We start from the raw sequence: 23690 nt of genomic DNA on the forward strand, positions 1-23690 counted from the left end.
ATAATATTATGGAGTCAGCATGAACACTGATAATGTCACACCATCCACGATGGAGCTGGATAAAGAAACCGGATCAGGCAGCCGCCAATTAAGTGGTTTCTATTTGCAGCTCACAAAGATACTTGCTATCGCTATTTCCCTTTATGCTATCTATTCCAATGCGTTATCCAATACGCAGGAATTTTATCGCAATGCAACATTTCTCGCTGGCATTCTGGTTTTGGGTTTTATTCTGTTTCCAATTTCCCAACGCTATTCAACCGCCAAATTTAATTATTGGGATTACTTTTTTATTCTGCTTACCTTGATTAGCTATGGCTATTTTTATTTTACTTACATTGACTTGCATGTTGTACGCAACAGCATTCCCAATACCACGGATTATGTGATGTCTGTCATGGGTATCGCTGTATTATTTGAGGCAGCGAGACGTACAACAGGCTATTTCATACCAGGTTTATCCCTTTTTGCCATCATCTATGCTTTATTCGGCAACTATTTCATGGGACTCTTCGGTCATGCCGGATTTTCACTTGAGCGTCTGCTATTCCGCTTATTTATGACCAGCGAAGGGATTTTCGGTATTACCCTATCCACGGCATCAACGGCAATTATTGTTTTTATCCTGTTTGGTGCATTCTTAAGTGTCAGCGGCGCGACGGCATTGTTCAATGATCTTGCAATGGCAATGGCCGGACGTCGTCGTGGTGGCCCGGCCCAGGTTGCGGTCATCTCCTCTGCCCTGACAGGTTCACTGAGTGGCAGTGCTGTTGCCAACGTTGCCACCACCGGAACTTTCACCATTCCCCTGATGAAAAACATCGGCCTGTCTCCCCGTTTTGCCGGTGCTGTCGAAGCGGCGGCATCAACGGGCGGCATGATCATGCCACCGATTATGGGAGCAGCCGCATTTATCATGGCAGGTTTCTTGGGCATTTCTTACACCACCATTGTCATTGCCGCCATTGTTCCAGCCCTGCTCTATTACGCAGCCCTGATTATCGCCATTGATCTGGAAGCCAAGAAACAAGGATTGAAAGGCATCAGCAAGGAAAATATTCCCCAAGTCAAAACGGTACTCAAATCCCGTGGCCTACTATTACTACCACTCTTTATCGTGATTGGGACTTTATTGACTGGAAAAACACCGATTTATGCTGGTTTCCTCGGTATTATTGCGATTATTATCGCAAGTTGGATCACACCAGATACTTCCGTGCGCATGACTCCAAAAAAAATCGCTGCGGCCCTGAATGAAGCTGCCCAGGGAGCCATTCAGGTCACTGTCGCCTGTGCGGCCATTGGCGTTATTATCTGTGTTGTCACCATGACAGGCATTGGATCGACCCTCGCTTTCAATATCGTATCCCTGACCAACAATACCCTGTGGATGATCCTGTTGGTTGTCATGATAGTTTGTATCGTTCTCAGTATGGGGCTGCCTTCGACCGCTTTGTATATTGTTGTTGCCGTGACGGTGTCACCTATATTAATCAAAGCAGGTGTTTTACCCTTAGCTGCCCACTTCTTTGTTTTTTGGTTTGGCGCACTTTCCAATATCACACCACCTGTCGCACTCGCCAGTTACACGGCTGCCAGCATTGCTCGCGCTGATCCAATACAGACTTCATGGAACGCGGTCTATCTGGCTCTGCCCGGTTTTATCATTCCCTTTATTTTGGTGTACAACCCGGCATTATTGATGCAGGGTGATGACTTAAACGTCCTATCCATTAGTTATATGATCCTGACTGCGCTGATTGGCATCTATTCGCTTTCTGTTGCCAGCGCTAATTTCTGGATGTACAAAACTCATTGGCTAGAAAGAATTCTCTTTGCTATTGCCGCGATCCTGTTAATCAAACCGGGAATGCTCACAGACCTGGCCGGAACAGTAGTGATTATCGTGGCAGGAACCCTGCATTTCTTACGCAATAAATTGGAACGTGTAAAAAATAAACATAATGAGGAACCCTCTAAAAATGTATGACGTGATTATTATTGGTGCGGGATTGGTCGGACTTGGCACCGCCAATGCCTTGCAGGAACAGCATCCGCACTTACACTTGCTGATATTAGATAAAGAAAATGGCGTAGCTGTACACCAGAGCGGCCATAATAGTAACGTTGTGCACTCCGGCATTTATTACACACCTGGCAGTTTAAAAGCACGACTGGCGAAACAAGGAAACCGCACGATATATGAATTCTGTCAGCAGCACGGATTATATTACGACCGTTGTGGTAAAGTGATTGTCGCTACCCAACTCAAGGAGCTTCCCTTGCTGGAAAATATCTACCAGCGAGGATTGAAAAACGGCCTTGAAGTCAGCCTGCTTTCGCAAGACCAATTGAAAGATCGCGAACCTTATGTCAACGGCCTTGAGGCAATATTGGTGCCGGATGCTGGGATCGTGAATTACCCAGAAATTGCGGCTAAACTGGCTGAAATCATTCAAACCCGGGGTGGCAATATTTATTATCAACAGCAAACCCAGGGTATTCGTGAATATAGTGATTATGTTGAAGTACAAACTCAGCAAACCCGTTATCAAGCAAAATGGCTGGTGAATTGTGCCGGATTACATAGTGACAGAATTGCCAGGTTAGCAGGCTATAAGACAGGTATGAAGATCGTTCCTTTCCGCGGTGAGTATTATGTTCTGGACAGCAGTAAAAATTATCTGGTTAATCATCTGATTTACCCCGTACCTAACCCTGATTTTCCTTTCCTCGGCGTTCATTTTACGCGGATGCATAACGGCAAACGCGATGTTGGCCCGAATGCAGTATTAGCATTTAAGCGTGAGGGATATAGCAAAACAGATTTCAATTTACGGGATTTAGCAGAAGTACTGACATACAAAGGATTTTGGAATATCGCCACACGTTATTTCTGTGAAGGCATGGCAGAAATGCGACGGTCTTTTTCTCGCCAGCTTTTTACTGAAAATGCCCGCCAGCTTATTCCTGATTTGCAGCCGGAGGATATCACATCAGGGCCAGCCGGCGTGCGCGCTCAAGCACTCACCGCCGATGGTAAATTGGTGGATGATTTTCACTTTGTGAAAGGCCGTCGTTCACTGCATGTCTGTAATGCCCCCTCACCGGCCGCCACGGCTTCGATGGAGATTGGCAGGGAGATTGTGAGGCGATATTTTACTGAACTGTAAGGATTGGTATGGTTTAAACTGACAGTTACCGTTTTTTCGGTATCTGTCAGTGAAATAATGATAAGAAAACTAAAAATGGTACTGTAATCCAAGATCGATACTGTAGTTTCGGTTTTCAATTCCGACAGCATTGTCACCTAAATCTTCGGTGTAGCCAGCATCATAGTAGATGAGCCTCGCTTGACCTTTACCTTCGCGATATTTATTCCAGATAAACGCCGTATATACCTTTGTATTTTGAGTTAAATAATAACCGGCATCTATACTGGCACCAAAGTAACGCACATTATCAGATCGCTGAGGGAGGGTTAAACGACGCATATAGCGCTCGTCGTTGCCCCAGGCTTTTACCCACGAGCTATATTTTAGTAAAAGGTTAAATTCAAAATCCTGATAACGGTATTGTCCGGTTAATCCAATATAAGGCAGGCTATATTTTTGTTTATAGTCAGCGCCGGCAGGAAATTCTCCGATATTAGCACCATTATCATAGACATAATTATCGCCATAAGCCGTCCAACTGAAACGCGTTTCCTGATAACCCAATACCGCCCCCAATTTATAATTAGATTGTTTAATCAACCAACCTGCGGCATTTAAATCAAATTCATTGGTATCGCTCATTTTCCAATTCAATTGGCTGCTTTTGTATTTTGGATCTTGGGGATCCCCATAGAGATGTTCGTTAGATTCTCCTTTTAGCCAACCAAGTCCAAGCGCAAAAGATACACTGCCATCGTACCAATCCAATTGTGGTGGAGCAGACACTGCCATAATCCCAAAAGAAAAAGTCAATAATGGAGTAGCTATCAAGATTTTTTTCATAATTATTAATAACCTTACCAGAGTATAATTTAAGTTTTCATCATTTCAGTTACCTTGATGGCGATTCATCTTGGGTATATTACTTTTATCGTTGTATGCCTATAGTTTAAGATTATACTCTTTTAGCTATTTTTCATTTATTAGGTAAGGTTTTTTTAACTAAAATTTGAAATTATTGGATTTAATCACATAAAACTCAACGACCTGCTATAAAGCAGGCCGCTTATTGTATTAATTTTCAATAAGTATCCCATTCACCCAATCGGGCGTAAATCAACCCACAAAAGCTTGCTATCCGCAATCAATGGTTTAATTACCCCTTCTCGTATATCCGGTAACCACCATGCACCTTGACCAAAAGCAAGCTGGACACAATTCGCCCCTGTCATTTCCCAACGCCCTTTTAAAACATAAAGTACACCACTGTGTGATGTTGGCAGTAAACGTTCATCAGAAATAACTGAAATCTCAGAAGTCCAACATGAACGGCGAGTCATGATATTGAAACACTGAACAGGACCATCCATTAATTCCGCATGGACCAAAATATCACCTGAAAAATTAAATGGCGTCATCTTTTTCACCAATTCGTGTTCCAAAAAACCCGGACTGGTCAAGCGGACGCCCTTTCCTTTTAATAAAATGACTGAGCATTCAATATCAGGGAATTGCCCTAATATCCCACTTTGATGGACAGTCGAAAAACACGCTCTCCAGGCGAAATCATCAGACACAGGCCAGCAAACAATATCCCTTGTTTCGCCTTCCCCTCCAGACCATTGCACTCTTGGTAATGTTGCATAATCGAAACATTTCATTTTCATGCCACTCCCTCACCGCTTTTAAATTTTGTTTACAGAACTAAAAGATAACCAGTGTCAACTTGTTAACAGAAACATTGGCAAATAATTTCCCTTACGACAATATTGAGATAGTTGAAATGTGATTGATTACCCGCATTCTTTTAAGAGCATGTGGCACATATTCCCCAATTCTTTCATTGCCAAGGCCTGTGTTTCATTCCAGGCAAATGAAGTATTCAAGCGAAAGGCATGATCAAACTGGGTACTCGTGGAAAACATGCTACCTGGTGCGATACTGATATTCTTTGCCAATGCCAGTTGATAAAGTCGGTTGGCATTAAAAGGGGGTTCAAACTCCAGCCAGAGAAAATAACCACCACGTGCACTGTTTACTTTCACAGATTGGGGAAAGTATTCACTGATTGCCCATAACATCCGATTTTGCCGTTGCTCCAACTGCCGCCTCAATCGACGCAGATGATTGTCATATCCTCCCTGCGCCAGATAGTCTGCAATCGCCAACTGGGTTGGCGTGCTGGCAGATACCGTACTCATCATCTGTAATTGCTGAATTTTCTTCGCATGTTTGCCTGCTGCAACCCAACCTACCCGATAACCGGGCGCAAGACATTTTGAAAATGATGAACAGTGCATGAAATTATTTTCGGTATCCCATGCTTTGATTGGCGCCGGTGGTTCCTGCTCAAAATACAATTCACCATATACATCATCTTCAATCAGGGCGATCTGGTTTTGGTTCAAAATCGCTACCAATCGCTGTTTATTTTCAGGGGGCATTGTGCTGCACAGTGGGTTTTGAAAACGCGACATCAGCCAGCAAGCTTTTATTGGATATTTCTGCACAACGTCTTTCAAAGTATCCAAATCAATGCCTGTATGGGGATCTGTCTTAATAGCAATAGCTTTCAATCGTAACCGTTCTATCGCCTGCAACGCGCCATAAAAAGCCGGCGATTCAATCACCACCCAATCCCCTGGCGAAGTGACAGATTGCAAACTGAAACTTAATGATTCCATTGCTCCGGCAGAAATCACAATTTCCTCAGGAGAAACATGGATACCGTGGGAAGCATAGCGACGAGAAATATTACGCCGTAACTTTTCATTGCCTGGCGGCAAATTTGCCAGCGAACTGTGTGGCACGAAACGGCGAGCGACTGAAGCCAGCATTTTTGATAATTTGGGTTCGACCAATAAAGAAGGATCGGGAAATGCCGAACCGAAAGGAATAATTTGCGGATCTTTACATGCCTGTAGTACATCAAATATGGACGCACTGATCTCCACATTTTCACTTAAGTTGAGTCCCTTCCCCCCTTTTGCCGCCGCAAAGGGTTTTAACCGAGTGGCAACATAATACCCTGATTGTGGACGTGCCACGATCCAACCCTGGCTTTCCAGCAACTGGTAAGCTTGTAGCACCGTCATCAAACTCAAACCCGACGATTTCACTGATTCCCGCAATGATGGCAATCTATCACCTACTTGCCAAATATCATCTTCTATTTGTTGGCGGATCACGCCAGCCAATTGTTCGTAACGCGTCATACGCCTGGCCTTTGTCTAAACTGTTATAGGTATAGAATACAAAATTCTCAGTATTATACCTGGTGTTTTCTGAAACAGAAATCACTCTATGATTAGAATGAATGAATGCCCTGAAAAAGATAATTCCCATATACGCATTAAACTTCAAGTTGCAATTGACAACACGATATTAAGGCGCATCTTGAAAGGTGATAGGTATAAACAATGTGTATTAATTAATAATCTTTTCAATACGGTTAATAATAAATTTATTATTAATGCAATACTTCTCCCTTAATACATTCTAAAAGAAAGATAATGGATTATTTTAGTCTTTATGATTGCCCTATCTATTATTCAGCACTAATTTAGGATAGCATCTGTGCCCTTTTTAACATTTTCTACGATTAAATATGAGGAAACCTATGTTCATCGGTTTTGACTATGGCACATCAAATTGCGCAGTAGCAGAAATGATCGGAGATACACCACAGCTTATTGCTATTGAGAATGATAGCTTCTACATGCCTTCAGCTCTGGCGGCACCGACCAGAGAGTCTGTTTCTGAGCACTTGTTTCGCCACTGGAACATCAAACCCAGTAATCAAACAGGTGAGCAATTACTTCGTAGCGCGATCACGGCAAACAGAGAGGAAGGTATTGAACTTTTGCCAGGTGATATCGTCTTTGGGCAAAAGGCACTTGCTCAATATTTAGAAGATCCTCAAGAGGTTTATTACGTTAAATCGCCAAAATCTTTTCTGGGTGCAATGGGATTAAGAGATACTCAAATCAGTTTTTTTGAGGATCTGGTTTGTGCCATGATGGCGAATATCAAACAACAAGTAGAAGCCAATAAACAGCAAGTTATCACAGATGTCGTCATTGGGCGCCCAATCAATTTTCATGGGCGTGGTGGTGATAAATCGAATCAACAAGCTGAAGAAATCTTACTTAATGCAGCCAAACGGGCAGGTTTCCGCAACATTGAATTCCAATTTGAACCCGTGGCAGCGGGCTTGGAATATGAAGCCACATTAACAGAAGATAAAACGGTATTAGTTGTCGATATTGGTGGCGGAACCACAGATTGCTCAGTTATCCAAATGGGGCCAAGCTGGAAAAACCTATCTGAGCGCAATGACAGCTTACTGGCGCACACAGGTCAACGCATCGGGGGAAATGATTTAGATATTAATCTCACCTTTAAACAACTTATGCACCCTTTTGGATTAGGCAGCAAAGTCTCTTCAGGTATTGATATGCCCCTGACGCAATTCTGGAACCCGATTGCCATCAATGACATACAGGCCCAAAAAGCATTCTACTCTCGCCAGAATTTAACGACATTAAAATCCTTGCACAGAGATGCCCAAGAGCCAGAAAAACTCGCCCGTTTATTGAAAGTGCACCAAGAGACGTTAGGATACAGCCTGGTTCGCAGCGCAGAGGAAGCCAAAATTGCGCTTTCAGAACTGTCTGAGTATGGCGTTAAACTTAATTTATTAACAGAGATTATTGAAGTTAATATTCAGCGTGATCAGATGATTGCGGCCATCGAATCCACTAAAGAGAAAATGGCAAAATTGGTGAGTGAAGCCGTGGCACAAAGTGGAACCCAACCAGATGTGATATTTATGACAGGAGGCTCAGCCAGCTCCCCTATTCTGCGTCAGGAAGTTGAACAAAAATTGCCAAGTATCCCGTTGGTTGGCGGGAATTACTTCGGTTCAGTAACGACAGGCCTGGCACGCTGGGCAAAAATTTGTTTTGCTTAATAGGCATAAGCAGATTCAATGATACTGAGTCTGCTTTATTAGCATATACATTAATTGACTCTATAAAGTAGGGAGCGTATTGTAGCTTCTAGTAGATAGTCTATAATCATCAAAGGCAATGATAACCATCATCTCCAAATTTTTATGCTGTCCTTATTGCCCTATGGGAAAAATAATAGTCAATATAACCTGTTGCCATTAATATATTAATTCAGCGCCAGACTGTAAAGTGATGGTGAGATGGTCATAAGAAAATGAAGCGTAACATAATGACATGAAATCGAAAGCTTTCATCTATTATAAATCGATCTTCTTTTGCCCCAAATAAAGATGTGTTTTATAAACATATCATTTTTAACCCCATAAATTCAGCCTGAAACGAGGAACGTGTTGAACACTCTACTTTAGAATGCATTTTCAACACTACATGATCATAATATAAAAGGGGAAACTATATGTATAAAAAATTTTTCAAATCATTAAAAGTATTTTCTTTATTAAGTTTTATTTTATTTACAACAACGACTCAGGTTCATGCTCAACCTCGACCTTCTCATTTTGACCCATCTGATCCAGCTTATAATCATGTTGGCTTCTTAATAGAAGATGAAACACTGCACACTATTAGACCTCTGCCATATTCAGCAGTCCACAATTATGGACCTTTTATGCGTTACTATATAGAAAACCCACAAATGACAATTCGTTTTAATATAGAAGGTGGTGGGAGTGAAGATATTCTTTTACAGCCTCTTGTTGATGAAGCAGCAACATATTGGAATGAAATTCTTAGGGATCAAGGACTCACTATAGCACCACTTCCAGCAGGTGGTGGCATTCCAAATTTTATTATACGAACAGTTCCAAATTCTTATTTTAGCGATGTTTTGCATACGCCAGAATCTATGGCAACGACATATGAAGCAGGTTATAGAGAATTAAGAGAACTTAATAGACGATATCCTTTTATTACATCAGCTGGAATATACCTTCGCGAAAGTGATGAAATAACTAACGAAGATTTACAACAATTAGAGACTAACTTTGGAACCAACGATAGGAGAGTTCTACTAGAAAATCTCACTTATACACTTATTCTCCATGAATTTGGACATGCAGTAGGGCTTTCTCATCCAAGAACAAGCAGAGATGCAATTGAGTATTATCCACCACCAAGAGAAAGATGGCATGTTTATGATGAACTGGGTGTTGCCTCTCTTGAACCTTTACAAGATAGGCCACAGCCAGGTCTTATGGAAAATTTTCAATTTGAGTATTTGCAAGCGCTTTATCTTTATAATCAACCGCAATATCAACATCTTGCAAGACATATGATCCATTTATCAGATGGCGAAAGGCTTTGGATCCAGGGCATGGTTTCTTGTACTCGTAGGTATGATCCACCCCCCATTCCTCACTAAATTTGTTTTTCTCAATCGGAAATATACCCATAGAACAGCTTGATATGACAGGTTTATGTGTTGAAATCTAATGCTATGTATTAACGTGATACTATCGGTTAGAAATAAAGACTAAAAATCAATGATCAGCACTCCCCGTTAGATTAGGGATCAGTGGCGAAACCATCGCATACCACTTCCAGTAAATTCCCAAGCCTAAATAAAATTGTGAAAGGTTTTTAATTTTAATACAAGCATAAATAACTCACCCACCCACTCAAGTCGGTGGGTGAGTTATTAACGGACTGAAAACTTGGAGCTGTCATATTTGATCCACATTGCACCTCTCGTGCAACACAATTTCTCAGTTAACGCTGGCCGACTACTAAAGCCGGTTTTAACCTTTCATATATACGCATTAAACTTCAAGTTGCAATTTACAACACGATATGAAACCTGATCTCTCCCCGCTTCGCGGGGAGAGATCACACTCATCTTGAAGTAAGATTGCTATAGAAAAATAAATAAATATTTATACACATTTAAAAAGTAAAATGATGAAATCTGCTTTAATCATTAGCACCTTAAATATTTCAACAATCATATCTTCCGTAGTGACGACAAAACTCATTACAAAGTATGCATTTGTTGAATGTCAACATCTGTTTTCTACATAATAAATTTGCAACTAAATAAGTTAGTAAGCATCAGGTCCAACCCACAAAGATTTAATATAATTATTGGAGTCACATTGAATAACAACTTTTTGTCCACTAGATGCGGCATAAATTGCCGTTGCAAGGGTGGCTTTCCCTATCGGGGTATCAACTTGATAAGCTCCCCAATACCAAGCCTTGGCACCTTTTTCATTTTTAATTGTATAAGTTGCCCAGTTTGTATTATCATCATATCCTACAGATAAAGAAATAAGATAACCCTGGTTGACAGAGCAGTTTTGTGCAGAACCCAGCTTACTTACTGGGTCAACGATATTTGATTTAGGTTGTATATTATTTGTAGTATCTTTAGGTGTTATAGCAATTGCTATATTGCTAATTGCACCCAAAAACAAAGCAAGTATAGAAAATATTTTCATCTTATTTAACCTATTTTTTAACGTATTTATTCATATGTAGTATATTCAATTTTCCAACTGATTATTTTGTCTCGATTATAACAATTTAACCAAGATATACTAATGGTATTTTTAGTTTTTATGGTAAAAGAGCGATCTAAGTTTGGTTTAATTTCAAATGAGCCTGGGCCGGTATCGTAGTAACAACTAGAAGTAATATATGAAATTTTTGCAGTTCCGCTACCTTTATTTTCAAACTTCATGTTGTTGATTGATAATAGATTGATCGAATGGTGAGATACGTTAATTTTTTCTGTATTTTGAACACGCTCAATAGACTCTTGCTTATCATTTTTTTCACCATCATATATAATTAATTGAAATTTATTTTTTTTGGAATAATCTCCAACAGAAGGGGAACAGGCGCTTTCACTTCCATCACAAATTAACCTAAGCTTAATCTGACAACCATCTTTACGAGTAAAGGTGCTATACCATGAACTGAAAGTCCAAGTCTTTGTTGTTTTTAATTCAACCTCGCATTCTTTTATCTTAGGTTTAGAGTCAGTGAGCAATATATTGATAATTGGAATTAGATTTTCTGCCAGGGGATAGACAATAATAAAGTCATTGCATTGTAAGTTACTCGAATTTTTCTCTGTATGCGATAATGGAGGAGAATTGTCACGCCTATAATTAGCCATAGCGAGAGTCGGCGTTTGCTCATCATCAGATAAGCGCATCATGTACCTGTCAACAAAGATATTGGCATAAGGATCATTAGCATTGCTGTATTCATAAATATTTTGTAAGTCTTGTATTGCATTAGAACGCATAAAAATAGGTGGATTAAGGGAGTTAGTCACTGAGTCCATCTGAGCATCGTTTTTTAGTATTTGATAACGGGAGAAGCTATTTGGATCAAATACGCCATAATTTATCTGCTCTCTACAATTATAATTATATGGAGCAGAATAAGGAAAAGGTTGTCTTTGTGTATTTATATGGTTTTGTAGAATAAAAAATGCAACACGGTTGTTAACTGGATCACTTTCATTAAATGTGGCGTAGCTTTGCACCGACAAAGCAGACAGTGTCAAACTGATAAGAAATATCGCCTGTGATCGTCTCAAAAAAAATTTCATATATTTAATTTCCTTTTATTTTTTGAAATATAATGTTTTTTACATTTGGCAGTTTACTTTGGGATTGCAAACATTCATCTTCCGCTACTATCATTTTTCAGCGCAAGCCTTGGTTAAATTCATGATATGCATCCCTACATTACCAATGTGTCTGGTCTAACCCATAAAGATTTTATGTTGTAATGAGTTCCACGATTTCCTGCCGCCTCCATATTCGATTGCAACAAAACTAACACAGCGGTGTTTTGTCAGTTTCCACATAAGTGATATTTATAGTTATAAAAGCTAATTGCTAGTTTTAAACTATTTTTTATATTGACCTCTTATGTGATAGTTAATTTTCATAATATGTAATATGATATTTCATTAATTCTGGATAAGAAATTGACGTGAGGCCTGTTCCGGGAGCCAAGTTTTGGTGCACACCAAAAACAGCTCCGAGGTGGAACAGGCCATGAACAAGTTAGTTGAAATTTTCTGCGATGTCGACGATTTTTGTCGTCTTTTCATCCCTCAATGGGAGCAGTTTTGCCTTGATAACGGATACCGCCTGGCGTCGTAGGCAAGGTCAGTGAAATCATGACGATTTTGATCCTCTTTCACCCCCCTGATACTTCACTCCCGTTTAAAACGGCCTTAACAGAAAAACGATAGGCTATTCCAAATCAGAAGAGATGCACGACAAAGTGATAGATACATTGATTGAAGTCGAACACGACTTTTTCGAAGTGATCTAACTACCCTGAATTTTTATACGCATTAAACTTCAAGTTGTAATTTACAGCACGATATGAAACATGATTTCTCCCCGCGTCGCAGGGAGAAATCACATGCATCTTGAAGTTAGATTGGTATATATGTGCCATAGTGGCGGCAAGGCTTATCACAAAGAGTGCATTTTCTGAATATCAATATTTGTTTTCTACATAATACATGTGCAACTAAATGAGTTAATAAGCATCAGGTCCAACCCATAAAGATTTAATATAATTATTGCTGTCACATTGAATAAGAACTTTTTGTCCACTAGCTGCAGCATAAATTGCCGTTGCAAGGATAGCTTTCCCTGCCGGGGTATCAACATGATCAGCCCCCCAATACCAAGCTTGGCCACCTTTTACATTTTTTACTGTATAAGCTGCCCAGTTTTTATTATCATTATATCCTACAGATACAGAAATAAGATAACCCTGGTTGATAGAACAGTCTTGTGCAGAACTCAGATTACTTATTGGATCAACGATATTTAATTTAGGTTGTGTATTATTTGTAGTATCTACAGGTGTTGTAGCAACTGCTACGTTGCTCATTAAACCTAAAAATAAAGCAAGTATGGAAAACTTTTTCATCTTATTTATCCTCTTTTTAACGTATTTATTCATATGTAGTATATTCAATTTTCCAACTGATCTTTTTGTCTTGGTTATAACAATTCCACCAAGATACACTAAGCGTGTTTTTAGTTTTTATGGTAAAAGCACGATCTAAGTTTGGTTTAATTTCAAATGTACTTGGGCCGGTATCAGAGTAACAACTAGAAGTAACATATGAAATTTTTGCCGTGCCGCTGCCTTTATTTTCAAATTTCATATTATCGGTTGACTCTAGATTACTCGAACGGTGAGGTACGTTAATTTTTTCTGTGTTTTGAACACGTTCAATAAACTCTTGCTTATCATTTTTTTCATCATCATATATAATTAATTGAAATTTATTTCTTGTGGAATAATCTCCCGTAGAAGAGGAACACGCGTTTTCACTTCCATCACAAATTAACTTAAGATTAATCTGACAATTATCCTTACGAGTAAAGATACTATACCATGAACTTAAAGCCCAAGTTTTTGTTGTATTTAACTCGACCTCGCATTTTTTTATCTTAGGCTCAGAGCCAGCTAGCAATATATTAGTAATTGGAACTAGACTTTTTGCCAGGGGATAGGCAATAATAAAGTTATTGCATTGTAAACTACTCAAACTTTCCTCTTTATGCGATAACGGAGTGGAATGACCATGCCCATAATTAACCATAGCTTGAATCGGTCTTCGCTCATCATCAAATAAGCGCATCATGTACCTGTCAATAAAAATATTGGCATAAGGATCATTATCACTACTGTATTCATAAATATTTTGTAAGTCTTGTATTGCATTAGAACGCATCAAAATAAGTGGATTAAGGGAGTTAGCCGCTGAGTCTATCTGAGCATCGTTTTTTAGTATTCGATAACGAAAGGAGCCATTTGGATCAAATACGCCATAATTTATCTGCTCTCCGCAATTATAATTATATGGAACAGAATAAGAAGAAGGTTGTTTTTGTATATTTATTTGGTTTTGTTTAATAAAAAATGCAACACGGTTATTGACTGGATCATTTTCATTAAATGTGGCATAGCTTTGCACCGCTGAAGCAGGCAGTGTAAAACTTAGAAGAAATATCGTCTGTAATCGTTTCAAAAAAAATTTCATATATTTAATTTCCTTTGATTTTTTGAAATATAATGTTCTTACATTTGGCAGTTTACCTTGGGATTGCAAATATTCATCTTCCGCTGCCATCATTTTTCAGCGCAAGCTTTATTAAATTCATTATATGCATGGTCTAACCCATAAAGATTTTATGTTATAATAAGTTACACCATTTTCTACAGCCTCCATATTCGATTGACACAAAGCTAACACAACGGTGTTTTATCAGTTTCTACATAATTGATATTTATAATTCTAAAAGCTAAATAGGTTTTCATAATACTGAGAGTATCAGATGTTGGAATTCCTATCATTTTGAAACGCTATTTATACCCATCTCACTTCAAGAAACAATGAGTTATGTTGTCTTACTAATGAGCAACTTGAAAGGTAACGCGTATAGTTACTAGTTTTATTAATGAATAAAACATTTATTTACATCTACCCTCCTCCACTAATGGTAATATTATGATAAGTATGTTCTGTTTTTCAAACAGTATCCATTGCCCACAACACATCATATGGCTGATCTTCACTCAAAACTGTTATAGTCAATATACAAAAAATTGTCACTATTATACCTCAATTCCTTGTGTTCTACTTGTCTGCATCTTCTAACTTCGTTTATCCATATATCCAAAGATTTCAATAAGAGGTCACTATGCTAGGGTTGAATGCCCTTGAACTCGCAAGGATACAATTTGCATTTACGGTTTCTTTTCACATTATCTTTCCTGCCATTACGATAGGCTTGGCGAGCTTTCTGGCGGTATTGGAAGGTTTATGGCTTAAAACACGTAATACGGACTACAAAACGTTATATCACTTCTGGTCAAAAATTTTCGCGGTTAATTTCGGTATGGGCGTGGTTTCTGGTTTGGTGATGGCTTATCAGTTTGGCACCAACTGGAGTTTCTTTTCTGATTTTGCCGGCTCTATTACCGGCCCGCTGTTGGTCTATGAGGTGCTGACCGCATTTTTCCTTGAGGCTGGATTCCTCGGCGTTATGCTGTTTGGCTGGCATCGGGTCGGAGAAAAGCTACATTTTTTCTCAACCTGTATGGTGGCGCTCGGCACGATTATTTCGACATTCTGGATATTGGCCTCTAATAGCTGGATGCAGACACCACAAGGCCATGAAATTATAGATAATCAGGTTGTTCCTGTTGATTGGTTCGCAGTGATTTTCAATCCCTCTTTCCCCTATCGTCTGCTGCATATGGGAACAGCGGCATTCCTGGCCTCTGCATTTTTCATTGCGGCTTCTGCTGCCTGGCATTTGCTGAAAGGCAATGATTCATCCGCCATGAGAAAAATGTTGTCAATGGCGATGTGGATGATCCTGATTATTGCCCCATTGCAAGCCATCATTGGCGATATGCACGGGTTGAATACATTAAAACATCAACCGGCTAAAGTCGCTGCCATGGAAGGTCATTGGGAAAATCATCCTGGTGAAGCTACCCCATTGATTCTATTTGGTATACCCAACCAGGAAGCGGAAGAGACACGTTATGCAATCAAGATCCCCTATCTTGCCAGCCTGATTCTGACACACAGTCTGGACAAACAAGTTCCAGCACTAAAAGAATTTGCCCCAGAAGATCGCCCAAATACTTTTATGGTGTTTTGGGCATTTCGCATTATGGTGGGATTAGGGATTTTGATGATTTTTGCTGGCATTTGGGCGCTATGGTTGCGTCATAAAAAGCGCCTGTATGAAAACCCGCTCTTTCTCCGCTTTATGCTCTTGATGGCACCTTCTGGCCTTATCGCAATTCTGGCGGGCTGGTTCACCACAGAAATTGGCCGTCAACCGTGGGTCGTCTACGGCTTAATGCGCACCAAAGATGCAGTATCAGCACACGGTGAAATCCACATGAGCATCAGCTTGCTTATTTTCTTTGTCGTCTATGCCGCCGTCTTCGGGGTGGGTTACGCCTATATGATGAAACTCATCCGTAAAGGCCTTCCACAAGCCCCCAATAAGGAGTCAGTAAATGGGTATTGATCTTCCTCTCATTTGGTTCCTGATCATTATATTTAGCACCATGATGTATATCGTGATGGATGGTTTTGATCTTGGCATCGGTATCTTATATCCAGTGATTAAAGCGCAATCCGATCGTGATTTGATGATGAATTCTGTTGCTCCCGTCTGGGATGGCAATGAAACCTGGCTGGTGCTGGGCGGCGCCGGGTTATTTGGTGCGTTTCCACTGGCTTATGCAGTCGTTTTGGATGCACTGGCAATTCCATTAACCATTATGTTATTAGGCCTGATATTTCGTGGCGTAGCCTTTGAATTTCGGTTCAAAGCCACGCCAAGGCACCAACACCTCTGGGATAAGGCATTTATTGTCGGTTCAATTCTCGCCACTTTTATGCAAGGTGTCGTCGTTGGCGCAGTTATTACCGGTTTTCCTGTCGAAAATCGTGTTTATATCGGCAGCTATTTTGATTGGCTGGCCCCTTTTCCTCTGTTTTGTGGAATTGGACTCGTCATCGCTTATGCCTTATTAGGATGTGGCTGGCTAGTGATGAAAACAGAAGGTCATCTGCAACAACAAATGTACCGTGTCCTGCGCCCTTTGACATTGCTGATGCTGGTCATTATTACCATTATCAGTATTTGGACACCACTCGCTCACCCAACGATTGCTGAACGTTGGTTCAGTTTACCGAATCTATTTTTCTTCATGCCCGTACCATTATTGGTGCTGTGGTCAAGCTGGCAGCTATTGAAATCTAACCCAAACTCAAGCCATTACACCCCGTTTTTGACAGCACTATTATTGATTTTCATGGGCTTTACTGGATTGGGGATCAGCATTTGGCCGAACCTTATCCCTCCCTCTATTAGCTATGAAGGAGCTGCCTCCCCTCCTCAATCATTGGGCTTTATGCTGGTTGGTGCCCTGTTCATTATTCCGATAATTTTGACTTATACCTTTTGGAGTTATTATGTCTTCCGAGGAAAAATCACCCATGAACAAGGCTACCATTAAACCAGTACCACAGCGTCCATCATTATGGAAGCGCTTGAGCTGGATGGTAGCAATTTGGTTTTGCAGTGTATTGGCTTTATACGCCGTATCTACGTTATTTCGTACTCTAATGACAATGGCGGGAATGAAAGTCAAATGATAACTCTCTTTTTTTAATGGCTGAGACGGTATCTGAATTGATGCGTCTTATATCTCCCCGCATAGCGGGGAGTATAAATTTTTTAACCGGACGTTATGGTAAATATGGGGGGTATGACAAAAAACAAATCTACCGGATATCGTGTTTAATCTCTTTGGGTTGAATTCTCCGTTGCTTGCGACATATAAACTTAAATCATTTGCTGCTTGAGGCGGGGTTATTTGTTAGTAATTTTCAAATATAAGGTTAAATTACTGATGTGGAACGAAAGGTATTCATGCTCTGATTACATCTTCGGTACCGAACCGAACATCTTTCTTACCTCTTGTAAGCACCTGCTATCACCGGGGAAATCAGTGTTATCTGTCGCGGATGGCGAAGGCCGAAACAGCATCTGGCTCGCTTCGCAGGGGCTGAATGTGACGGCTTTCGATGTGTCCGCAGAAGGTCTGAACAAAGCGAAAAAACTAGCTACGCTTAAGGATGTGTCGGTTAATTTCAAACTCTCTGACATAGAAAATTGGCGCTGGATTCCGGAACAGTTTGATATTGTTGTTGCCATTTTTATTCAGTTCGCACCACCTGCTATGCGCAGGAGAATCTTCGAAGGAATGAAAACGACGCTGCGCCCAGGCGGGGTGATACTGATGCAGGGTTACAGACCAGAGCAGATAGAATATGGAACTGGTGGGCCGAGGGAACCTGAATATTGTTACACACGGGCGTTACTGGAAGAAATGTTTGGGGATTTCAACATAATCAAATTAGATGAATATGATACTGAACTCCAAGAAGGGACAGGTCATTCTGGTATATCTGCTTTGATTGATTTAGTCGCATTTAAACCGAGTTGATTGGCATCCTCCTGGCTGTGTGAAAAAGCGGGTTAAATGCCCGCTTCAGATCGCTGTATGGGCTTCTTCTGTACTTATCGGCTGATAACTTATTACTCAGGCAGCATTTCCATGACAATCTGTCCCGCATCTGATACGGTCACGTATCTGGTCAAGGGTAACACCGTATAGATGTGAAACTTATTTGATAAATTTTATGGCTATAAAATAGGAAAACTATGATCACCCCATTTTTGCAACACTGATTTTTAACCTTTGATGGGCTTGCTTAAATCTATCCTGTGTCTCTATGGGCAAGGATGCCCGCGCCACGATGAGTTCCGCGCCTGATGAACCTAAAAAACCCCTCGGCCTCAGTGAGCCATTTCTATTATTAGGCTGAATAACAGCAAAATAAAATGGGTTCCCGATCAGCAAATAACGTTTATACGCATTACCTTTCAAGTTGCTCATTATAAGACAACATAACTCATTGTTTCTCCCCGCTTCGCGGGGAGATATAAACAATTACATTGATTTGCAAGCCACAATTTGGAATTTATTGGTTATCAACCATAAGCCATCAATGCTTTCTGACATAATTTCGAGCGAATACAATCTTGTTGGGAGAAATGGATCACACTGATAGCTTCGTCATCAGAAAACCGCTTTAATGCATCCACCAATCCTGATGTGATATTTGTTGGCAAATCACACTGGCTAACATCACCATTTACAATCACGGTTACATTTTCTCCTAACCGCGTTAAAAACATTTTCATTTGATTAACGGTAACATTTTGCGCTTCGTCAAGGATCACAAATGCATTTTCAAATGTTCTTCCTCGCATATAGGCAAAAGGGGCAATTTCTACTTTGCCAATTTCAGGACGCAAACAATATTGCAAAAATGAAGTTCCCATACGTTTTAATAACACGTCATAAACCGGACGGAAATAAGGGGCAAATTTCTCTGCCATATCTCCTGGCAGAAAACCAAGATCTTCTTCTGCCTGTAATACCGGACGCGTCACAATAATTTTATCAACCTCTTTATTGATTAAGGCATCGGCCGCCATTACGGCACTAACGTAAGTTTTGCCACAACCCGCCTCACCATTAGCAATAATCAATTGCTTGTTATTGATCGCCCGCATATAACGATACTGCACTTCGCTGCGCGGCATAATTTCTGAAGTATCCCTGCTTTCACGCGCCATTCCGATAGCCTCCACACCTCCTAGCTGCACCAGTGAAGTGACATTATCGTTATCCCGATAACGTGATTCCCTTTTTAACATTCTTCTGACTTCACGGCGAGATTTCATCACTGCTTTCTGTCTACCCATAGTTGCACACCTTATTGTTAGCCTCACTTTACGGTGTCTTAACATCGATGTTATTTATAGATAGGAGCTCCCTTTTAAGCTCATTAAAGGCCCATAAAAAAACCGACGCTAAGATCGTCACTTTTTATCAGTGACATGATCTTAAGCGCCGGCTCCTAACCGAGAATGCAGTTTTAGTATCTGTCATTAGCATTCCTCGCATCTTTCCGTTTTCTTTGGTGTAATCTAACGGACTATGATGTCAGTATAATGACAGTTTTTTATTTATGACAAGCTCAATGGTTAAGTTTTACAATTACCTGCCAAGCGATATCCCGCTTTTTTAGCTTCTGCTTCTGAGCGGAAGTAAATTGCGTTTTTATCTGCCAGCGTTTTATAGCCAGCACAGTGTACAAAATGATAAATCTGGCTATTTTTATTCCCCTTAATTATCTCATTTTGCGCCATCAATCTTTGCTGCGATATTAAACTCTGGCCTGAATTTTTATGTCCCAATTCCCACTTTTTGCTGCCAGTCACAAATGGGTTATGGTGCCCCATAATCTTGGCGATTCGGTTATCTCTTTCACGCTCCCAGGCATTCACTGGATACTGGCGATCCCATGCCATCATCAATTGTTGCTGTTGGCGTGACATAGTCAGATTATAGCGGTCATGCATATAGAAATAGACTCTGGCAACCATACCTTTTACTCTATCGCGTGGTTCAAACAAATGTGATTTAAAATCCACCTTACTGCTACATGAACCATACATATTAGGTGTGTTTCTGGCGAGCATTCCGTAACCAAAATTACTGCGATCACCGTTAACTTCACCGATTGATGGCGCCAGATTATGCATGTCTGATTCGATCATGCGAAATACAGGATCGGTTTCAACGCAGTTTTTCCGCCCACCATTTTGCCAACATTGACGCTGATGCCCAAATACCCAGGCTGGCACCATATGTTCCCATTCAATGCGTGCAGCCCTTGTTTGCTGTGATCTGACGTGATAACCGCAAGAAGCCAGATCAACACGCCCACCACTTTTGCCAACCCATTGCCAATCACATCCACAATATAGTGTGCCTATGCCTGATTTTGTTTGTCCATTATAAACATTTTTTCTTGATTCAACTTTAGCTTGTTCGAAGCTGGTCGGTGCACTCCATGCATGAAAAGAGAGGGTTAATCCAAAAACCAAAAGATAACGTGCCAACTGACCTATTTTACTATTCAAAATAATACCTATTTACTTATTGTGCATAACATCCATCTATTATCCTGCCTGACAACACGCTAAAATGACAAATATTATTCGTCGATTTCCCTTTAACGATTAGGAAAACGTCAATGCATTATTTGAATTAATTGATAGTAATATGATTTATACAATAAGCTCAGGGAGAAAAAACAAGTTACTAACTGAAAACAACCGTGCTATGTTCAGGCACGGTTTTTATAGATAATAATCCACTTTATCCAGATGCAGTCGGTTATCTCACAACTAAAACAGCAATGTTGGCATATCCTACAATACCCGATGCATTTGAACCCAGCAAGTGAGTTGAGATATCTGGCCGACGGGATCCGACAATAATCAAATCTGCATTAATCTCACGCGCTGTAGACAACACCTTATCCCGTGGAGAGCCGAAGGCAACAGAGAATGATACCCTGTCTTTAGGTACATCAATTCGTTCTACGACTTTTTTCAGTTCCTCTTCAGAATTCGCTATTGCTTTTTTAGCAAAAGCACTCAATAAATCATAGTGGTAACTATAATTCACGGAAAATCGGGAAATATCTGGCACAGAGTGAAAAAGATGGACTTTGCATTAGATATTTTTGCCAAATATTCAGCATGTTTGATTGCATTATCAGTTAATATATCTTCCGCAATATCAATTGGAACTAAAATCGTGTTATACATACATATTCCCCCTGTAATCGGATATAACCACTAGCTATTGAGCATCAATTAAAATCAATAAATTAGCATTCTCACTACCAATAATTATCGCACTACTAATACAGATGTTTTTGCATATCTGACAACTCCAGCAGAGTTGGAACCCAACAAATGCGTCGTGATATTAGGCCGTCTTGAACCGATAACAATCAAATCAGCGCCAATTTCATCCGCTGTAGCAGTAATTTCGTCTCTTGGTGAACCAAATGCAATCGAATAGGAGATCTGACGATTTGGTAATCCAATGGAATCAACCCGCTTTTTCAAGTCCTGTTCTGCCTTGATAGTCGCCTTGTCCTTAATTTCCATATAGCCTAGTGCATAAGCATTAATAATCGCCGATGAAATGGGTAATACATGTAAAAAATGGAGTTTGGCCCCTGTTTCCCTGGCGATTTTAAGCGCACAGTCAACTGCCTTGTTGGTTAGATCTTCTTCTGAAATATCGACTGGTACTAAAATAGTTTTGTACATATGCACGCTCCTACTTATCGAAATACCTAGTTATCCTGATTTCTTTTAGTATATTGAAATGTGGATAACTTACTGTGAGTTATCTAACACCTAAAACATGTTAGCGCCTATTCAGATTCATGGATAGGGATTAGCCCGATAAGGTCATGTATTCGAGGCGTTGTTTATAGTACTTCAGCGAAAGAAAATATTATGTTTAAAGCCAATCAACACTCTGAATACATTGCCCCTTTATCTCGCGACCCCTGATTGATTATCACTCCACCTGTTCAAAGGTGGAGTGAAGTTAAATTGAACACGATTACAAAAAACTGGCGTTTAAAAAAGCGATTGTCAATAAACTGTCATGGCATTTCTTTAATTTTTTTAGAAAGGGATATTTGTCGGGAGTACGGGCTGCAAGACGAGAGGAATAACGTGGCAAAGACAGATTGAGAGCACAATAAGTTTCAGGCGCGATTATTTCATTTTGTGATGGGGAACGCTGTACATAATTACCTGTATTTGCGGTTGTTTCAGCATCCTGATACCACCTGTTAAGTCTATAATCACCTTCAACGTAACTACCATCATTCACATCATACAGAAACTCCTGAACTCCACGAATTTGTGTGACAGCAATACCTCGGATTGCCAAATATTCAGCCTGGTCTTCATAAATTTCAATCAGAGTCAGATAGTTCCTGTTACCTGTCTGAGCATAAAGCTGCTGCAATGATAAAACCACACTATAAAAATTAAAGGTTGGCCGTATATCATAGACATAGAATGGTTGTTCATCCTGGAATTTACGCCCCACTCAATAGCAACCTCTCGATTAGCTGTCGTTGCGACAAATGCTGAAGGGATTGTAGTTGCTCATTCCCTGCTTTCATCGCGTTCCTGAATATGTTCCACAATATCGTCATTCGTTCCCGGAGGAGAAAATCCTCCCCCTGCTGAACGGAAAATTATTTCTGGAGAGCGCGAATCCATTCGGTAAACTCTGGTAACTGGTGACTGAGCATAGGATAGCGCTGTGTATAAAAATAAAACGCATAATAAATAAAGGAGTTTTGAAATTCTCATTAAATGTTCCTCCCTTAAAATTTTATCAATTTTCAGAAAAACCAGAAAAATGATTCAAGATTATGGAAACCAAGCTTGTACTGAATTGAATTGCGGGCCGTTATATGAACCAGAACCCCATTTGTTACATCGAAATCCAGTCTGATCATCCAAAAGTGCCACCATCTGTCCACTGGCTTGGGCTGCCAGAATAGTTGCGTAAGCGTTTTTTCCACTATCATAGTCACTTTCTAACTTACTGTAAGCCCAATAAATTTGGACATCATCATTATTCCAACTCCGCCCTTTTTTTGATAACCAAACTGCCCACTGATCCCAGCCATTAGCATTTGACCATACCCCGACCACATAACCTCTTCCACATTCCATCATGGCCGTGCCGATCTTGAAGACTTGTGTCTTACGATCAATAGGGTTAGGGTTTAAAAAATGTGTTGTTCTAGTTAGTTTCGTACCATTTGAGCAAGCCGAACAACTCAGCGCTATCATTATCGATATGAATAATTTATATTTTTTCATAATATTTATTCCCCAAAGAAAGATAATCATCTGCAAGGCAAAGCCTTACCATCCAAATCAAGCATAAAATCATTTCCTTTGTTATTTGAATACTACACACAGAAGCGCCAATATCAGGACAAGAT

General features: G+C 40.1%; 21 protein-coding genes and 3 pseudogenes. 10 read left to right on the forward strand and 14 right to left on the reverse strand.

Annotated elements, in window-relative coordinates:
- Positions 1–19: 19 nt before the first annotated feature.
- Entirely contained in the window at positions 20–1990 is a 1971-nt protein-coding gene (locus ACSJJG_RS10725) for a TRAP transporter permease (protein WP_481089352.1), read from the forward strand.
- Positions 1983–3173, forward strand: coding sequence for an L-2-hydroxyglutarate oxidase (gene lhgO, locus ACSJJG_RS10730; protein ID WP_481089353.1), 1191 nt, complete (start codon positions 1983–1985; stop codon positions 3171–3173). Before ACSJJG_RS10725 ends, lhgO begins: the two co-directional genes overlap by 8 nt.
- 69 nt (positions 3174–3242) lie before the next feature.
- Here lhgO and ACSJJG_RS10735 read toward each other — a convergent pair whose 3' ends face one another.
- From ACSJJG_RS10735 to ACSJJG_RS10745, 3 genes are all read right to left on the reverse strand, one after another.
- Positions 3243–3998 carry an omptin family outer membrane protease gene (locus tag ACSJJG_RS10735; RefSeq protein WP_481089354.1) on the reverse strand — a complete coding sequence of 252 codons (756 nt, stop codon included), beginning with the start codon at positions 3996–3998 and terminating at the stop codon, positions 3243–3245.
- Positions 3999–4252: 254 nt separating this feature from the next.
- Entirely contained in the window at positions 4253–4822 is a 570-nt protein-coding gene (locus ACSJJG_RS10740) for a HutD/Ves family protein (RefSeq protein WP_481089355.1), read from the reverse strand.
- Between the two features lie 126 nt (positions 4823–4948).
- On the reverse strand, positions 4949–6370 hold the full coding sequence (locus ACSJJG_RS10745; RefSeq protein ID WP_481089356.1) for an aminotransferase-like domain-containing protein: 1422 nt from the start codon (positions 6368–6370) through the stop codon (positions 4949–4951).
- 404 nt (positions 6371–6774) lie between these two features.
- Between ACSJJG_RS10745 and yegD the strand changes: the two genes are divergently transcribed.
- Both yegD and ACSJJG_RS10755 read left to right on the forward strand, forming a co-directional pair.
- The gene (gene yegD / locus ACSJJG_RS10750) at positions 6775–8127 is read left to right on the forward strand and encodes a molecular chaperone (RefSeq protein WP_189759734.1); all 1353 of its coding nucleotides are present in this window, start codon (positions 6775–6777) and stop codon (positions 8125–8127) included.
- A gap of 455 nt (positions 8128–8582) precedes the next feature.
- On the forward strand, positions 8583–9548 hold the full coding sequence (locus ACSJJG_RS10755) for a hypothetical protein (RefSeq protein ID WP_189759735.1): 966 nt from the start codon (positions 8583–8585) through the stop codon (positions 9546–9548).
- Between the two features lie 676 nt (positions 9549–10224).
- On the opposite strand, the gene ACSJJG_RS10760 is transcribed toward ACSJJG_RS10755, so the two are convergent.
- Positions 10225–10623 carry a hypothetical protein gene (locus ACSJJG_RS10760; RefSeq protein WP_189759736.1) on the reverse strand — a complete coding sequence of 133 codons (399 nt, stop codon included), beginning with the start codon at positions 10621–10623 and terminating at the stop codon, positions 10225–10227.
- Between the two features lie 26 nt (positions 10624–10649).
- Entirely contained in the window at positions 10650–11747 is a 1098-nt protein-coding gene (locus ACSJJG_RS10765) for a hypothetical protein (RefSeq protein ID WP_189759737.1), read from the reverse strand.
- Between the two features lie 454 nt (positions 11748–12201).
- On the opposite strand from ACSJJG_RS10765, the pseudogene ACSJJG_RS10770 reads away from it, so the two are divergent.
- Both ACSJJG_RS10770 and ACSJJG_RS10775 read left to right on the forward strand, forming a co-directional pair.
- Positions 12202–12350 (forward strand): annotated as a pseudogene (locus tag ACSJJG_RS10770) (IS982 family transposase); the annotation flags it as partial.
- Positions 12349–12484, forward strand: a pseudogene (locus ACSJJG_RS10775) (IS1 family transposase); the annotation flags it as partial. The pseudogenes ACSJJG_RS10770 and ACSJJG_RS10775, both read left to right, overlap by 2 nt.
- Positions 12485–12697: 213 nt before the next feature.
- Here ACSJJG_RS10775 and ACSJJG_RS10780 read toward each other — a convergent pair.
- On the reverse strand, positions 12698–13096 hold the full coding sequence (locus ACSJJG_RS10780) for a hypothetical protein (protein WP_189759738.1): 399 nt from the start codon (positions 13094–13096) through the stop codon (positions 12698–12700).
- A gap of 25 nt (positions 13097–13121) precedes the next feature.
- Positions 13122–14312, reverse strand: a complete 1191-nt coding sequence (locus ACSJJG_RS10785; protein ID WP_189759739.1) for a hypothetical protein — start codon at positions 14310–14312, stop codon at positions 13122–13124.
- 568 nt (positions 14313–14880) lie between these two features.
- Between ACSJJG_RS10785 and ACSJJG_RS10790 the strand changes: the two genes are divergently transcribed.
- From ACSJJG_RS10790 to ACSJJG_RS10805, 4 genes are all read left to right on the forward strand, one after another.
- On the forward strand, positions 14881–16230 hold the full coding sequence (locus tag ACSJJG_RS10790) for a cytochrome ubiquinol oxidase subunit I (protein WP_481089357.1): 1350 nt from the start codon (positions 14881–14883) through the stop codon (positions 16228–16230).
- Positions 16220–17227 carry a cytochrome d ubiquinol oxidase subunit II gene (cydB, locus tag ACSJJG_RS10795; protein WP_481089358.1) on the forward strand — a complete coding sequence of 336 codons (1008 nt, stop codon included), beginning with the start codon at positions 16220–16222 and terminating at the stop codon, positions 17225–17227. Before ACSJJG_RS10790 ends, cydB begins: the two co-directional genes overlap by 11 nt.
- Positions 17208–17366, forward strand: a complete 159-nt coding sequence (locus ACSJJG_RS10800; protein WP_481089359.1) for a DUF2474 domain-containing protein — start codon at positions 17208–17210, stop codon at positions 17364–17366. The genes cydB and ACSJJG_RS10800 overlap by 20 nt, the downstream gene beginning before the upstream one ends.
- A 257-nt stretch (positions 17367–17623) precedes the next feature.
- Positions 17624–18220: a class I SAM-dependent methyltransferase gene (locus ACSJJG_RS10805; RefSeq protein WP_189759755.1), complete on the forward strand. Its 597-nt coding sequence runs from the start codon at positions 17624–17626 to the stop codon at positions 18218–18220.
- 548 nt (positions 18221–18768) lie between these two features.
- On the opposite strand, the gene phoH is transcribed toward ACSJJG_RS10805, so the two are convergent.
- The 7 genes and pseudogenes from phoH to ACSJJG_RS10840 form a co-directional block, all read right to left on the reverse strand.
- Complete coding sequence (phoH, locus tag ACSJJG_RS10810) at positions 18769–19548, reverse strand: phosphate starvation-inducible protein PhoH (protein WP_189759743.1); 780 nt, start codon at positions 19546–19548, stop codon at positions 18769–18771.
- Between the two features lie 282 nt (positions 19549–19830).
- Positions 19831–20772 carry an endonuclease gene (locus tag ACSJJG_RS10815; RefSeq protein ID WP_481089360.1) on the reverse strand — a complete coding sequence of 314 codons (942 nt, stop codon included), beginning with the start codon at positions 20770–20772 and terminating at the stop codon, positions 19831–19833.
- 256 nt (positions 20773–21028) lie between these two features.
- Positions 21029–21465: pseudogene (locus tag ACSJJG_RS10820) on the reverse strand (universal stress protein).
- 84 nt (positions 21466–21549) lie between these two features.
- Complete coding sequence (locus ACSJJG_RS10825) at positions 21550–21978, reverse strand: universal stress protein (protein WP_481089361.1); 429 nt, start codon at positions 21976–21978, stop codon at positions 21550–21552.
- Between the two features lie 301 nt (positions 21979–22279).
- A complete protein-coding gene (locus ACSJJG_RS10830; RefSeq protein ID WP_481089362.1) occupies positions 22280–22777 on the reverse strand; it encodes a hypothetical protein in 498 nt (165 codons plus the stop codon).
- Between the two features lie 59 nt (positions 22778–22836).
- Positions 22837–23046, reverse strand: coding sequence for a hypothetical protein (locus ACSJJG_RS10835; protein WP_481089363.1), 210 nt, complete (start codon positions 23044–23046; stop codon positions 22837–22839).
- A gap of 60 nt (positions 23047–23106) precedes the next feature.
- The gene (locus ACSJJG_RS10840) at positions 23107–23565 is read right to left on the reverse strand and encodes a hypothetical protein (RefSeq protein WP_481089364.1); all 459 of its coding nucleotides are present in this window, start codon (positions 23563–23565) and stop codon (positions 23107–23109) included.
- Positions 23566–23690: the final 125 nt, after the last annotated feature.

The organism is Xenorhabdus sp. SGI 60 (assembly GCF_056632175.1).

Coding starts and splice junctions, on each gene's coding strand:
- ACSJJG_RS10725 (WP_481089352.1), top strand. CDS start 20: ATGAACACTGATAATGTCACACCATCCACGATGGAGCTGGATAAAGAA.
- lhgO (WP_481089353.1), top strand. CDS start 1,983: ATGTATGACGTGATTATTATTGGTGCGGGATTGGTCGGACTTGGCACC.
- ACSJJG_RS10735 (WP_481089354.1), bottom strand. CDS start 3,998: ATGAAAAAAATCTTGATAGCTACTCCATTATTGACTTTTTCTTTTGGG.
- ACSJJG_RS10740 (WP_481089355.1), bottom strand. CDS start 4,822: ATGAAAATGAAATGTTTCGATTATGCAACATTACCAAGAGTGCAATGG.
- ACSJJG_RS10745 (WP_481089356.1), bottom strand. CDS start 6,370: ATGACGCGTTACGAACAATTGGCTGGCGTGATCCGCCAACAAATAGAA.
- yegD (WP_189759734.1), top strand. CDS start 6,775: ATGTTCATCGGTTTTGACTATGGCACATCAAATTGCGCAGTAGCAGAA.
- ACSJJG_RS10755 (WP_189759735.1), top strand. CDS start 8,583: ATGTATAAAAAATTTTTCAAATCATTAAAAGTATTTTCTTTATTAAGT.
- ACSJJG_RS10760 (WP_189759736.1), bottom strand. CDS start 10,623: ATGAAAATATTTTCTATACTTGCTTTGTTTTTGGGTGCAATTAGCAAT.
- ACSJJG_RS10765 (WP_189759737.1), bottom strand. CDS start 11,747: ATGAAATTTTTTTTGAGACGATCACAGGCGATATTTCTTATCAGTTTG.
- ACSJJG_RS10780 (WP_189759738.1), bottom strand. CDS start 13,096: ATGAAAAAGTTTTCCATACTTGCTTTATTTTTAGGTTTAATGAGCAAC.
- ACSJJG_RS10785 (WP_189759739.1), bottom strand. CDS start 14,312: ATGATGGCAGCGGAAGATGAATATTTGCAATCCCAAGGTAAACTGCCA.
- ACSJJG_RS10790 (WP_481089357.1), top strand. CDS start 14,881: ATGCTAGGGTTGAATGCCCTTGAACTCGCAAGGATACAATTTGCATTT.
- cydB (WP_481089358.1), top strand. CDS start 16,220: ATGGGTATTGATCTTCCTCTCATTTGGTTCCTGATCATTATATTTAGC.
- ACSJJG_RS10800 (WP_481089359.1), top strand. CDS start 17,208: ATGAACAAGGCTACCATTAAACCAGTACCACAGCGTCCATCATTATGG.
- ACSJJG_RS10805 (WP_189759755.1), top strand. CDS start 17,624: ATGTGGAACGAAAGGTATTCATGCTCTGATTACATCTTCGGTACCGAA.
- phoH (WP_189759743.1), bottom strand. CDS start 19,548: ATGGGTAGACAGAAAGCAGTGATGAAATCTCGCCGTGAAGTCAGAAGA.
- ACSJJG_RS10825 (WP_481089361.1), bottom strand. CDS start 21,978: ATGTACAAAACTATTTTAGTACCAGTCGATATTTCAGAAGAAGATCTA.
- ACSJJG_RS10835 (WP_481089363.1), bottom strand. CDS start 23,046: ATGAGAATTTCAAAACTCCTTTATTTATTATGCGTTTTATTTTTATAC.
- ACSJJG_RS10840 (WP_481089364.1), bottom strand. CDS start 23,565: ATGAAAAAATATAAATTATTCATATCGATAATGATAGCGCTGAGTTGT.